Below are 12,854 nucleotides of genomic sequence, written 5' to 3'. Positions count from 1 at the left end.
TTCGACCACGGGGGATGTGTCGAAATATCGCGCAGTTCGGTGGGGGAATCCGAAGCAGCATCTTAGGAGATGCCCCCGCCCATGGCCGGAAGTGACGATGACGTGGTGAGGATCGCGTATATCTGATGCGCCGCTGGATCCGCCGGTAATGGCGCCGGCGTGATGCCGGGGCCATTCAGCCGGGATTTCCGCCCTTTCGGCTCGCGAGCTGTGTCCATTATGGCGTTACCAACCTATGGCGGGTGAGAGATTTGACTCTGGTCGAGACCGCGACGTCAGTCGATTTCGATGGTGAGACCCTGGACGTCGGAACCGTACGGCGGATCGCCGAAAACCAGGTCATGTGCGGCGTGGCCCCCTCGGCGCTGGCCAAGGCCGCGGCCAACAGGGAACTGTTCGAGGACATCATCCGGCAGGGCATCCCCGTCTACGGTGTGACCACCGGCTACGGCGAGATGATCTACATGCTGGTCGACACCGCGAAGGAGATCGAGCTGCAGACCAACCTGGTCCGCAGCCACAGCGCGGGAGTCGGCCCGGTCTTCGCCGAGGACGAGGCGCGGGCCATCGTCGCGGCGCGGCTGAACGCCCTGTCCAAGGGCTACTCGGCGGTGCGGCCCGAGCTGCTGGAGCGCCTCGCGCTCTATCTCAACCTCGGCGTCACCCCCGCCATCCCCGAGATCGGCTCGCTCGGGGCCAGCGGCGACCTCGCGCCGCTGGCGCACGTCGCGTCCACGATCATCGGGGAGGGCTACGTCCTGCGGGACGGCCGCCGGGTCGAGACCGGGCCGGTGCTGCGGGAGCTCGGCATCGAGCCGCTGCAGCTCCGGTTCAAGGAAGGGCTCTCGCTCATCAACGGGACCTCCGCGATGACCGGGCTCGGCTGCCTGCTCGTGGGCCGGGCGCTCGACCAGGTCCGGCAGGCCGAGATCGTCACCGCTCTGATCTGCGAGGTCCTGCAGAGCTCGACCAGCCCGTTCGTGGCCGACGGGCACGACGTGGCCCGCCCGCACCGTGGGCAGATCGACTCCGCCGCCAACATGCGCGCCCTGCTGCAGGGCAGCGAGCTGGCCGTGGAGCACGTCCAGCTGCGGCGGGAGCTCAGCGGCGACCGGCCGGGCTCGGAAAGCGGAGTCCAGCGGACGGAGGTCTACCTGCAGAAGGCGTACACCCTGCGGGCGATCCCCCAGGTGGTCGGCGCCGTCAGGGACACCGTCTACCACGCGTCCGCAACGCTCCAGATCGAGCTCAACTCCTCAAACGACAACCCCCTCGTCTTCGAGGGCAAGGAAGTCTTCCACGGGGCCAACTTCCACGGCCAGCCGGTCGCCTTCGTGATGGACTACCTCACGATCGCCCTCACCCAGCTCGGCGTCTTCTCCGAGCGTCGGACGAACCGGCTGCTCAACCGGCATCTCAGCAACGGCCTGCCCGAGTTCCTCGTCGCGGGCGACCCGGGACTCAACAGCGGCTTCGCCGGCGCGCAGTATCCGGCGACCGCGCTCGTCGCGGAGAACCGGACCATCGGCCCCGCCAGCACCCAGAGCGTCCCGTCGAACGGCGACAACCAGGACGTCGTCAGCATGGGCCTGATCGCGGCGCGCAACGCGCGCAGGGTGCTGCAGAACAACACCCGGATCCTCGCCGTTGAGTTCCTCGCCGCGGCGCAGGCGGTGGACCTGTCCGGGAGGTACGACAAGCTCAGCCCGGCCGGGAAGGCGACCTACGACATGGTGCGGTCGCTGGCGCCGACGCTGGCGCACGACCGCTACATGGCCGACGAAATCGAGCTGGTGGCCGCGGCGCTGTCCCGGGGCCAGTTCGTGGACGCCGCGACGCGCGCCGACGTCGAGCTCCGCTGAGCTCGGGGCCGTGCCGGGCGGGGGCCCGGCACGGCACACACGTTCGTACGAATCGCGCGAATCGCGGAGATAGGCATTAATCGCGGAGAAAGGTGACTCACGATGGCGGGCCTTACCAGAGTGAAGCCGGACGCCGACCTCGGCGAGGTCGTCGAGATCTTGGAGCGCGACGGGGCTGTGATCGTCGAGGACTTCGCCGACGCGGCCACCATGGCCGCGCTGTGGGGAGACTTCGGCCCCGCCCTGGACGCCTGCGCCTACAGCGAGAGCTGGTATGACGGCCTGCGGACCAGGCGAGTGTCCTCCCTGTTCGCCCGGACCACCCACCTGACGCCGGTCGTCACCCAGCGCCTGTACCTGGGGGCCGCGCGGGCCATCATGCAGAAGCCGATCCCCATGTGGATCGGGCGGTCGCGGCAGGAGATGACCCCCAGCATCCAGATCAGCACCACGCAGGTGATCCAGATCCACCGTGGCCAGGGCAAGCAGCCGCTGCACCGCGACGACGCGCTGCACCTGCGCACGCATCCCGGCACGACCAGCCGGGTGCAGCTCATGCTGGCCCTGAGCGACTTCACCGCCGAGAACGGCGGCACGCTGGTGATCCCCGGAAGCCACCACTGGGACGACGAACGCGCCCCGCAGTCCGAGGAGGCCATCCCGACCGTGATGCCGGCCGGGTCCGGCCTCATCTGGCTGGGCGGCGTCTATCACGGCGGCGGGGCCAATGCCACCGATGTGCCGCGCACCGGCATGACCATCGCCCTGGACCTGGGCAACCTCCGGCAGGAGGAGAACCAGTACCTCGCGGTGCCCCGGGAGAAGGTGCTGGCCTACCCCGAGGAGGTCCGCCGGCTGCTCGGCTACGACCGCTGCCCTCCGGGCCTGGGCTGGTACGAGATGCAGGACCCGTACGTCGTGCTGGAGGCCGAGGAGGTCCAGCGCGACCGGCGGAGTGCCGAGGAAGATGGACCCGCCGGCATCGGCCACGTCCCCGTGGCGGCCTCCCCTCGCGCGTGATCATGCACGGCGTCCCGCCACAATGGCCTGACCAGCCACTCCCTCACACGTGATCATGCACGGCTTCCCGCCACAATGGCCTGACCAGCCACTCCCTCACACGTGATCATGCACGAGTTCCGTCACGATGGGGCTCACGAGCGCTTTTGCCGTACGTGATCGTGCATCGGCTCCGGTCGCGGCGCGTACGGCAGGCTCAGGACGGTTTGTTCCGCAGGGGCACGTCGCGGATGACGGCCCAGGTCAGCGCGAGGCCGAGCAGGAACGTGCCGACGGCGACGCCGACCGTCATCGCGGGCGACTGGGGAAGGTGCAGGCCCAGGTTCCGGATGAACGGCAGGCGCAGATCCGTGCCGATCGCCGCGTCCGCGAGCACCACCATGCCGATGCCGACCGGGATGGTGAGCAGGCCGCCTCCGTCCCAGCGGTAGAACGTGGCGCCGATGAAGGTGCCCGCGAGGATCCAGGCGGCGAGCTCGATCAGATGCTCGGCGAAGACGAGCGGCACCTGCGTCGGCTCGGAGAACAGGTGGGCCCGGTCCAGCGCCTGCGGCCAGCCCGCCAGGCCGTACAGCACCTTCTCCAGCAGGTAGCCGAGGGCGAGCAGGGCGGCCAGGAACGGCGCGAAGAGCATGACCGTGACGGCCGCCTGCGCGCCGAACTGGCGGCGCGTCTGCCCGTGCGCGATGTACAGCGGGAGCCAGTCCCGGACGAGGGCCACCCCGACGAACAGGGCGAACCACTGGGGGAGCTGGGTGGCAGACTCCCACACGCTCCCGGTCAGTCTGCCGAAGACCGCGATGCCGACCGTGATCGCGGTGACCACCACGAAGTAACCGGCCCAGATCATCAGCGCGAAGAGCATGTTCGCGGCGAGGAGGCGGCTGGGGAATCTCATCGGTCCTCTCCGGTCAGGTGGATGAACAGGTCCTGCATGGCGATCGAGCCGAGCTCCAGCCCGGCTTCGGCGGCCTTCCTGCGGCGGCTGTCGTCGAGGTCGCCGTAGACCGTCGCCGACTTGGTCGCTCCGAGTTGCCTGGCGCCCAGCACGATGAGCCCGGCGGTGAACGCGTCGACCTGCGCGGCCGGCCCGGCCCACGACGACGCCCATCGCCGAACGCTGCCCCTTGGACATGGCCAAGGACGACCGCGGCCCGGCGTCAACGGCGGCCGGCCGCATGCGAAAGCGCCGCCGGAAAATGGAGCTTCCGGCGGCGCTTCGCGTGTGTCGCGGGGGTGATCAGGTGTCGAAGAGGCCCGTCCTGACCTGCCGTAGAGCCTCGAACGACGACAGGTCGGGGACCGTCCACCCGTCCAGGTCGTACTCCCCGAGGCATTCGTCGACGAACGCCTTGTAGCCGTCGACCTGGCCGTTGGCGAGCTGCGCGGACAGCAGCTCGACCCGAGTGTTCTCGTGGTTGCCCGCGTAGTTGCGCTCGTACAGCTCGTGCCGCCCGCCGAACTCGGTCCCCACGGCGTCCCACAGCAGCTTCATGACCTTGATCCGGTCCACCGCCTCGACGCCGTTCGACCCGCGGAGGTACTTGTCGAGGTACGGCCGGACGTCCGGGTTCTTGAAGTCCTCGGCGCTGGAGTTGACGTAGATGAGCCCGCTGGCGATGTCCTGCTGCACGATCTCCTTGACCCGGGGGTAGCCGATCTGCATGAACCACCGGTAGGCCAGGCCGTACTGCGGGTTGGGCAGGACCGCGCCGTTGACCCACGGGACCGGGTTGCGCGCGGCCGCGTCGGACAGGGCCCAGAACAGGTTCCGCCAGGCCAGCACCTCCCCGATCCGGCTCTGCACGCCGCGGAAGTCCTTGGTGCCCGTGATCTCGACCGCCTTGGCCAGCAGACCCGCGATGAACTCGAGCTTCACCGCGAGGCGGGTGCACCCGTGGAACGTGAAGCGCTCGGGGAAGCCGGACCGGCCGGTGAAGAGCTGGACCTTCCCGAGGTGGCCGTAGATGAACACGTTCTCCCAGGGGATGAGCACCTTGTCCAGGATGAGAATCGTGTCGTTCTCGTCCAGCCGCGAGGAGAGCGGGTAGTCGAACGGGCTGCCCATGACCGCGGCCGTGGCGCTGTAGGAGGGCCGGCAGATCAGCTTCAGGCCGGGGGCGCCCATCGGCACGGTCGCCACCAGCGCGAACTTCCTGTCCTTGATCGGCAGGCCGTAATGCGCGATGAAGTTGTAGTGGGTGAGCGCGGAGCCGGTCGCGACGACCTTGGCGCCGCTCACGACCAGGCCGGCGTCGGTCTCCTTCTCCACGTGGACGAAGACGTCCGCGACCTCGTCCGGCGGCCGGTTGCGGTCCACGGGCGGATGCACGATCGCGTGGTTCCAGTAGAGGACCTTCTCCTGGGACTCCCTGTACCAGCGCCGGGCGTTGTCGTCGAACGGCTCGTAGAACTCGGCGTTCGCGCCCAGCGTGCCGAGGAACGACCCCTTGTAGTCGGGGCTGCGGCCCATCCATCCGTAGCTCATCCGGGACCACGCCGCGATGGCGCGCTGGTTGGCGACCAGGTCTTCCGCGCTGTGCGGCGTGGTGAAGAAGCTGTGCGTGTAGCCGTCGCTTCCCGTGTCGGTCGGCGCGATGAGGTCGTCGCGCCTGTCCGGGTCGTGCAGCGCGTCGTAAAGCCGGGCCGTCATCCGGACCGGGTTGTGGAACGCGGGATGCGTGGTGACGTCCTTGACGCGATCGCCGTAGAGATAGATCTCGCGGTCGTCGCGCAGGCTATCGATGTACTCCGCGCCGGTCAGCGGCCGCGTCTTCCGCCGCGTGTCCGGCTGTACGGTGTCGCCAACGGGCTGAGTAGTGAGATCCGCGGTGAGCGGGGTGTCCCGGAGTTCCGTCATCGGGCCTTCTCCCTTCTGAACGTCTGAACTGTCGGGGGTCCGCGCCCTACTCGACGCCGAACCGGGCTCGGGCCAGCTCGCGCTTCGCGATGGTGGCCAGGAACGTTGAGACTCCGGCATGTGTGGCGAACATCGACATGTCCCGCCACACCCGCTCGACGCGCTCGCCGTGCCGCACCGCGCTCGAACCGGCGGTCGGGAAGAGGTATCCCTCCACCGCGCGCCAGGAGAGGCCGACCGCCTCGCTGCAGATCGCGGCGATCCGCAGCTCCCGCTCCTTGGTGACCGCCTCCGGGCCTTGGGCGCAGGTCTCCTGCCACTGCCGGATGGCGTCGAGCGTCGCGGCCTCGGCCGTGGCGATCAGGCCGGCGGCCTTGCCGTACCGGAACTGGAAGTCGGGATCCTCGGCGCGGAGCACGATGGGCGGGAACGGCGTCGTCCGGGTGCGCATGAGGTCCTCGTAGGCGTCGAGCGCCCCCTGGGCCATGCCCACGGCGAGGACGGCGTCCTCCAGGACCATGAAGCTGAGCTGGCCGCCGCCGTACTGCGGCCCGTGCAGCGCGCGGCCCGGCGTGCCCTCCGTGACGCTGACCTGGCTGATGTGCATGGGAAGGGTGAAATGACCGGGGATGTGGCCGTTCTCGATCCTGATGCTGTGCGATCCGCTGCCCTTGAGGCCGAGCGCGTGTCCCCAGTCGTCCAGCCGGGTCCACTCGCTGCGCGGGGCGATGAACATCATCGGCTCGGGCGGGCCGCCCTCCTCGGGTGCGACGAGCGTGTGGCCCACGAAGTGCGTGGCGTACGGCGAGCCGGAGCAGTAGCCCCAGGTGCCGTTGAGCGTCCAGCCACCGTCCGCCGTGCGTTCGGCGGTGCCGCTCGGGACGACCGTCGCCGGGCAGATGAAGTCGCCGCCGGAGCCGAAGATCTCGTCCTGCGCCCGCTCGTCGAACAGGGAGGCGACGGCGAGGGCGTGCGCGGCGCCCAGGCAGTACATCCAGCCGGTCGACGGGCAGCCCCGGGTGAGCGCCATCGTCACCCGCATGAAGGTGTCGATCCCGAACTCGTAGCCGCCGTACCGGCGCGGAACGAGGATCCGGTAGAAGCCGGCTCTCGCGAACTGGTCGTGGACGTCCTCGCCGTAGAAGGTGCGCTCCTCGGTCCCGGCCTGAAGCCCGACCAGAGTGGGCGCGATCGCCTCGGCCCTCGCGACCATCTCGCCGGGCGTGAGGCCGGGCTCGGGCGGGGAGGGGAAGCGGTGCTCGGGAATTCTTGTGGCGACTCCCATGCTCCCAGTCCTCACGGTCTCGTCGTCGAATTGGGCATGCTTTGAGCGTCACATCCCTTTTCTGGCCGCCGCATCTCCCGGGTTGCGATTCGCTTTTATCAGCTTCGGCGCATCCCTTATGAGGGGCCGTGCGCGCTTATGAGGGGCCGCGCTTCGTTTTGAGGGTCCGCACGTCGTTTTGAGGCCGTACGGCAGGCGTGGGAAGAGAGCAATTTTGAATAAGACACGCCGCCGGGCGGCCGGGAGAATCAAGCCACAGGTGCCTCGTCGGCCCATAAGCTTTTCCTGATCCCGGGCCGCGGGGCGGTCGCGTGGATCCGCGAACAAGTGGATCCGGAGCAAAAGCGGATTCGCCGGAAAGCTGATCTGCCGGAAAGCTGGTCCGCGGCACGGCGGCGATGGGCCGGTCGGAATCGGGGCCGCTCAACGTGTCGGCACGCTGCCGGAGCCCGGCAGGCCGGCGTCGGCTTTCACGCGAGCCATCTTCTCCAAGCTCGAACAAGGCCCAGAGAAAGCCCTAGAAAGGACGACACGATGACGGAACTGGCGAGCGGCAGGATCGAGATCACTCGGACCTTCGACGCGCCGCGCGAGCTGGTTTACTCCGCGTGGACCGAGCCGAAGCACTTCACCCACTGGTGGGGCGCGCCGTTGGACACGATCTCCATGGACGTCCGGCCGGGCGGCGAGTGGAAGGCGACCATCGTCGTCGACGAGCAGACCCAGGTCCCCTTCGCCGGCGTCTACCGCGAGGTCGTGCCGAACGAGCGACTGGTCTACACCCTCGTCGACCTGAGCGGCAGGGAGGACCCCCGCGACGAGCCGGGCGAGGAGGTCGTGACCGTCACCTTCAGGTCCATCGGCGACGGCACCGAGCTCGTCTTCCTCCAGGAGGGGAACCTTCCCGAGGCCGAGCTTCCCCGGGCCGAGGAGGGCTGGGGGCACTTCTTCGACGCCCTCGACGACCATCTCAAGTCGGTCAAGTAGCGAAAGCGGCGCGCAAGGACAACGGCGTCCGTGCGGCGGGGTGAAAGCGGACGAGCGCTGGCTCGTCCGCTTTCAGCATGTGACCGGTGGATTCAATCCCCGGGCGGCCCCAAAGTCAGCACGGGGGAAGATGCGGCCTCATGCCAGGAATGCGAATCATGTGACCTGATTGCGTCATTCCCACGATCGCCCGGGTTGCGTACGTCATTGGGCAATCCGAGGGAGAGGAAGGCCCATTGTGCCTGTGGCATCGTCATCCGGCCTTGCCGGAACTCTCAGTGAGCGTCGCCCCGATCTGCCAGCGTTGACCGGCGCGCGAATCATCGCCGCGCTGCTGGTCTTCATGAGCCACGTCGTGATTCCGTTCACTCCCGCCGGGCAGAAAGCGCCCACCCCCTTCAAGGACCCTGACCTCGCGCAGAACCTGAACTGGTTCTTCAACCCGGGCGGGTCGCTCGGCGTCTCCTTCTTCTTCATCCTCAGCGGTTTCGTCATCACCTGGTCGGCCCGTCCCGGCGACCGGGTCACGGCCTACTGGCGGCGCCGCGTCGTGAAGATCATGCCCAACCACGTCGTGACGTGGGCCCTCGCGATGCTCCTGTTCGCCGGGGCGTACTCGCTGAACTACGGCCTGCCGAACCTCTTCCTGTTCAGCTCGTTCTCCACGAGCCCGCCGGTGTGGGCCGGGGGCAACATGCCGGCCTGGTCGCTGAGCTCCGAGATGATGTTCTACCTGCTCTTCCCGCTGCTGATCATCCCGATCAGGAAGATCGCCGAGAGCCGCCTGTGGCTGTGGGCCGGCCTCGCCGTCGCGGGCATCGCGGCGGTCTGCCTGGCCGACATGGCGTTCCTGCCCGACACGCCCGCGTTCCCCGGCCAGGCCGTGTCGATCACCCAGTTCTGGTTCGCGTACATCTTCCCGCCGGCGCGGCTGTTCGAGTTCGTCCTCGGCATGATCGTGGCGCGGATCGTGATCGCGAACCGGTGGCCGCGGATCGGCTTCACCCCGATCGTGGTCCTGCTGCTGGCCGGCTACGCCGGGGCCGTCTACGCGCCCATGCCGTACCGCTTCGTGCTGATCACCTCGATCCCGTTCGCCCTGGCGATCGGCACGCTCGCCTCGGCCAACCTGCGCGGTGCGCGGACCGTGCTGGGCACCAAGGTGATGGTGTGGCTGGGCAACGTGTCCTTCGGCTTCTACATGACCCAGTTCCTGGTGATCTACTGGCTGCGTCCCCTCGTGCTCGGTAACAGCGAGTACGGCATCGCGGGCGGCATCCTCGTCACCCTCGGGATGATCGGCGTCAACGTCATCGCCGGCTGGCTGCTGTACACGCTGGTGGAGCGGCCCGCGATGCGGTGGTGGAGCCGGTCGAGGAAGCCCGTGGCGCGGCCGGTCACGCCCCAGCAGCAGGCGCCGGTGCCCTCGGGCTCACCCGAGTAGGCGTCGGCGGGCCGTGAGCAAGCCCGGGCGGGCCGATGGCAGGCCCGGGTGAGCCGCGGGTTCCGCCGTCGGCGAGCCTGCGCGACCCGATCGAGAGGCTCGTCCAAAGAGCGCAGTTTCGCGGAAGCCGGGCGGTGCCGCGACCGTAAGACTGGTCGGTGCGCATGTTCTCGCGGGACGGTCCCCGCCGTCGTTCTCGCGGGACGGTCCCCGCCGTGCGCGCCGATCGGGCGGACCGAGAGACAAGACGGGGAGACAGACCGGGACCAACGCCGACGGAAGGATCTCCGAGATGGACAGCACGAACACCGAAGCCGGGTCCGGCGTGCGGGCCGGTCCGCGGGAGTGGCTGGGGCTGGCCGTGCTCGCCCTGCCCACGCTCCTCCTGGCGCTCGACACGAGCATCCTCTACCTGGCGCTGCCGCACCTCAGCGCCGACCTGGGCGCCACGGCCACCCAGCAGCTGTGGATCACCGACATCTACGGCTTCCTGACCGCGGGCTTCCTGGTCACGATGGGCCGGCTCGGCGATCTGATCGGCCGCCGCAGGCTGCTTCTGATCGGCGGTGCGGCGTTCGCCGCGGCCTCACTCGCCGCGGCGTACTCCACCAGCGCCGAGATGCTGATCATCTCTCGCGCGCTGCTGGGCGTCGCCGGAGCCACGCTGATGCCCTCCACCATGGCGTTGCTCGTCAACATGTTCAAGGATCCCCGGCAGATGGGCACGGCCATCTCCGTCTGGATGGCCTGCTTCATGGGCGGCATGGCGCTCGGCCCCGTGGTCGGCGGCGTGATGCTGCAGAACTTCTGGTGGGGCTCGGTGTTCCTGCTCGGCGTGCCCGTCATGCTGTTGCTGCTGGTCGCCGGTCCGGCGCTGCTGCCTGAGTTCCGCGACCCCAACGCCGTACGCCTTGACCTCACCAGCGTGGCGCTGTCGCTGGCCGCCATCCTGCCGCTCATCTACGGCCTCAAGGAACTGGCCCGGAACGGCTGGGGGCCGCTGTACGCCGTCGCCGTCGTGGTGGGCATCGTGATGGGGGCCCTGTTCGTGCGCAGGCAGCGCAGGCTGGCCAGCCCGCTGCTCGATCTCCGCCTGTTCGGGAACCGCACCTTCCGCGCCGCCTTGATCGTCATGGTGCTGGGCGGGGTCATCAACGGAAGCTACTTCCTGATCAACATCTTCCTCCAGACCGTCAAGGGCCTGTCGCCGCTGGAGACGGGGCTGTGGATGCTGCCGTCGACCACGGCGACGATCGTCAGCGTCCTGCTGGCCCCGGTCATCGCGCGGAGGATCCGTCCCGGCTACGTCCTCGCGGCGGGTCTGGTCATCCTGGCGGCGGGCTACGTGCTGCTGTCCCAGGCGGACGGCTCGTCGGGCCTGGCCCTCGTGATCGCGGGTCTCGTCATCGCCTCCTTCGGCGTGGGCCCGCTGGGGTCGCTGGGCAACGGCCTGGTCATGGGTTCGGTCACGCCTGAGAAGGCCGGAGCGGCATCGTCGATCTCCGAGACGAGCGCCCAGTTCGGCAGCGCGCTCGGCATCGCGGCGCTGGGCAGCGTGGGCGCCGCCGTCTACCACAGCCAGCTCGCCGTGCCCGCCGGGGTCCCGGCAGGGGCGGCCGACACCGCCCGCGAGGGCATCCCCGACGCGATCGCCGCGGCTCAGCACCTGGCCGCTCCACTCGCGTCCGAGCTGCTCCACGCCGCTCGCGAAGCGTTCACGACGGCGGTGAACGCCGCCACCGCTGTCAGCGCCGTGCTGGCCCTGGCGTTGGCCATCCTGGCGGGCGTGACGCTCAGGCACGTCCCCTCCGCCGGCCAGCCGGCGACCCCGCCGGACGAGCCCCCTCAGGACGAGACCGGAGAGGTTTCCCGGGACGCCGCCCCGAGCGCCTCCTCCGAGACCGACCCTTCCGCGTCCCTGAAGGTCTCCGGCTGATCGGGGACGCTCCGTAGCCCGGCCCGCGCTCCGCGTCGAGGCGTCCCCGCTCCGGCGAGGGGCGCCTCGGTGACGTGGACCACGCGAAGATTCTCGCCGCCACGCCGTTACATCGGCGTGGCGGCTTCTCCGTGACGATCCGCGCCCTACTGGAACAGTGGAGGCCGGACCGCCGTCGGCCGAACCGGCGAGAGCGGGTTGTCGGGAGAGTCCAGCCAGACACGCTGACCATCAGGCGCGACGGTCAGCCCGAACCGGTCACGCGCCGGGTTTCCCCACCCGACCCAGGTGAAGAACACCTCTTCCAGCTCATCCCACAGGCTTCGCGGCCCGTACTGGTTGACCTCGTCGCCGGACACCCACGCGCCCGACTCCCCATCCGACAGCCAGACCTCGAAACCGTCGCTGTGATCGGTGACTGCCGAAACACCGGGCAGCATCCCGGCAACGGCCACATCAAGCCCGGTACCGGCCCTCAAGACGCGCCGAGGGTCGAGGGTCGCCGTGCTCTTGCGGTAGTCGCCCGCGTACTCCCAGCCGGGCGGGCGTTGGGCTCGCAGCATCATGTAAGCCGCCCCACGGTAGGCGAATCGGCCGATCGCCCGGCCGTCCCGCCCCACGGTCAGCGCGACCTTGTGACCGCCCTCGAACTCCGGCATCCACGGAAGCACGATGATCCCGCCCGGCCGCGTCTGCTCCACCCACGCATACGGCACCCGAGAGACGCCACAGGTCACATGCACCCGGTCATACGGAGCACCGTCCGGCCGGCCCTCCGCGCCGTCGCCCAGGATCAGACGCGGAGACAGCCCCGCTGTGGCCAGGTTGTCAGCCGCCGCGGCGTGCACCTCCTTGTCGATCTCGACACTGGTCACGTTGCCGTCCCCGAGACGATGCGCCAGCAAGGCCGCCGTCCATCCGGTGCCCGTGCCGATCTCCAGCACCCGGTCACCGTCGTAAGGGTCCAGGATCTCCAGGAACTCCACGACGACGCCCGGAGCCGACAGCGATGACGTGTAATGGCCGTCACCGGTCGTCACGTCGGTCGCGCCGTCGTCCAGTTGCGTAATGATCGGATGGTCGGCATAGGCCGCGTCCATCCACGCCTCAGGGCGGAGCTCCCGGTCGATCGCATAACCAGGCCCGTCATCGGCTGCGGCCCACGCCCGGTCAGGAACGAACAGATGCCGAGGCACCGCGTGTAACGCCGCCCGCCATACCCCGTCCGTCAGTTCCTGGTTCGCGGCCAGGACCTCACACAGGGCGTCGATGCGTTGGGCTGTGTTCACTTGCGGCGTGTCCCGCCGCCCGTGTTCTGAGTGTCGCCCGTGCTTTTGGTGGGAGGTTGAACCTTGAGCGGCTTGTCTTTCGGCTCGCCCGCGTGCTTCCCGCCGCCCTTACTCTCTGCCATGGTCGGTTCTCCCTTCCCTCGATGGACCTTGCCGGTATGCCGATGCTGC

Annotated in this window: 10 protein-coding genes; 5 read left to right on the top strand and 5 right to left on the bottom strand. The window is 69.1% G+C overall.

Going from position 1 to position 12,854, the window contains the following annotated elements; genetic code table 11:
- Nucleotides 1–242: 242 nt before the first annotated feature.
- Both cmdF and N5079_RS23555 read left to right on the top strand, forming a co-directional pair.
- Nucleotides 243–1,862, top strand: coding sequence for a tyrosine 2,3-aminomutase (gene cmdF, locus N5079_RS23560; protein WP_261586167.1), 1,620 nt, complete (start codon nucleotides 243–245; stop codon nucleotides 1,860–1,862).
- A gap of 102 nt (nucleotides 1,863–1,964) precedes the next feature.
- The gene (locus tag N5079_RS23555; RefSeq protein ID WP_261586166.1) at nucleotides 1,965–2,882 is read left to right on the top strand and encodes a phytanoyl-CoA dioxygenase family protein; all 918 of its coding nucleotides are present in this window, start codon (nucleotides 1,965–1,967) and stop codon (nucleotides 2,880–2,882) included.
- Between the two features lie 196 nt (nucleotides 2,883–3,078).
- On the opposite strand, the gene N5079_RS23550 is transcribed toward N5079_RS23555, so the two are convergent.
- The 4 genes from N5079_RS23550 to N5079_RS23535 all read right to left on the bottom strand — a co-directional run bounded on the left by N5079_RS23550 (nucleotide 3,079) and on the right by N5079_RS23535 (nucleotide 7,027).
- Nucleotides 3,079–3,780: a hypothetical protein gene (locus N5079_RS23550; protein WP_261586165.1), complete on the bottom strand. Its 702-nt coding sequence runs from the start codon at nucleotides 3,778–3,780 to the stop codon at nucleotides 3,079–3,081.
- Nucleotides 3,777–3,932, bottom strand: a complete 156-nt coding sequence (locus tag N5079_RS23545; protein WP_261586164.1) for a hypothetical protein — start codon at nucleotides 3,930–3,932, stop codon at nucleotides 3,777–3,779. The genes N5079_RS23550 and N5079_RS23545 overlap by 4 nt, the downstream gene beginning before the upstream one ends.
- A 190-nt stretch (nucleotides 3,933–4,122) precedes the next feature.
- Nucleotides 4,123–5,742: a 4-hydroxyphenylacetate 3-hydroxylase family protein gene (locus N5079_RS23540; RefSeq protein WP_261586163.1), complete on the bottom strand. Its 1,620-nt coding sequence runs from the start codon at nucleotides 5,740–5,742 to the stop codon at nucleotides 4,123–4,125.
- Nucleotides 5,743–5,788: 46 nt separating this feature from the next.
- Nucleotides 5,789–7,027: an acyl-CoA dehydrogenase family protein gene (locus N5079_RS23535; RefSeq protein WP_261586162.1), complete on the bottom strand. Its 1,239-nt coding sequence runs from the start codon at nucleotides 7,025–7,027 to the stop codon at nucleotides 5,789–5,791.
- A gap of 534 nt (nucleotides 7,028–7,561) precedes the next feature.
- On the opposite strand from N5079_RS23535, the gene N5079_RS23530 reads away from it, so the two are divergent.
- The 3 genes from N5079_RS23530 to N5079_RS23520 all read left to right on the top strand — a co-directional run bounded on the left by N5079_RS23530 (nucleotide 7,562) and on the right by N5079_RS23520 (nucleotide 11,394).
- Nucleotides 7,562–8,014: an SRPBCC family protein gene (locus N5079_RS23530; RefSeq protein WP_261586161.1), complete on the top strand. Its 453-nt coding sequence runs from the start codon at nucleotides 7,562–7,564 to the stop codon at nucleotides 8,012–8,014.
- Between the two features lie 304 nt (nucleotides 8,015–8,318).
- A complete protein-coding gene (locus N5079_RS23525; RefSeq protein ID WP_261586160.1) occupies nucleotides 8,319–9,458 on the top strand; it encodes an acyltransferase family protein in 1,140 nt (379 codons plus the stop codon).
- Nucleotides 9,459–9,750: 292 nt separating this feature from the next.
- The gene (locus tag N5079_RS23520; protein WP_261586159.1) at nucleotides 9,751–11,394 is read left to right on the top strand and encodes an MFS transporter; all 1,644 of its coding nucleotides are present in this window, start codon (nucleotides 9,751–9,753) and stop codon (nucleotides 11,392–11,394) included.
- 146 nt (nucleotides 11,395–11,540) lie between these two features.
- Here the strand turns inward: N5079_RS23520 and N5079_RS23515 are convergent, their stop codons facing one another.
- A complete protein-coding gene (locus N5079_RS23515) occupies nucleotides 11,541–12,683 on the bottom strand; it encodes a methyltransferase domain-containing protein (protein WP_261586158.1) in 1,143 nt (380 codons plus the stop codon).
- Nucleotides 12,684–12,854 lie beyond the last annotated feature (171 nt).

Source organism: Planotetraspora sp. A-T 1434 (assembly GCF_025420585.1).
In the GTDB taxonomy this organism is placed as follows: domain Bacteria; phylum Actinomycetota; class Actinomycetes; order Streptosporangiales; family Streptosporangiaceae; genus JAOEGB01.
Note: the sequence above shows the minus strand (reverse complement) of the source record. Positions and strands in the feature narration are given on the sequence as shown.

Excerpts from the sequence above, each read along its gene's own strand:
- N5079_RS23555 (WP_261586166.1), top strand. The coding sequence starts at position 1,965 with ATGGCGGGCCTTACCAGAGTGAAGCCGGACGCCGACCTCGGCGAGGTC.
- N5079_RS23550 (WP_261586165.1), bottom strand. The coding sequence starts at position 3,780 with ATGAGATTCCCCAGCCGCCTCCTCGCCGCGAACATGCTCTTCGCGCTG.
- N5079_RS23540 (WP_261586163.1), bottom strand. The coding sequence starts at position 5,742 with ATGACGGAACTCCGGGACACCCCGCTCACCGCGGATCTCACTACTCAG.
- N5079_RS23535 (WP_261586162.1), bottom strand. The coding sequence starts at position 7,027 with ATGGGAGTCGCCACAAGAATTCCCGAGCACCGCTTCCCCTCCCCGCCC.
- N5079_RS23530 (WP_261586161.1), top strand. The coding sequence starts at position 7,562 with ATGACGGAACTGGCGAGCGGCAGGATCGAGATCACTCGGACCTTCGAC.
- N5079_RS23520 (WP_261586159.1), top strand. The coding sequence starts at position 9,751 with ATGGACAGCACGAACACCGAAGCCGGGTCCGGCGTGCGGGCCGGTCCG.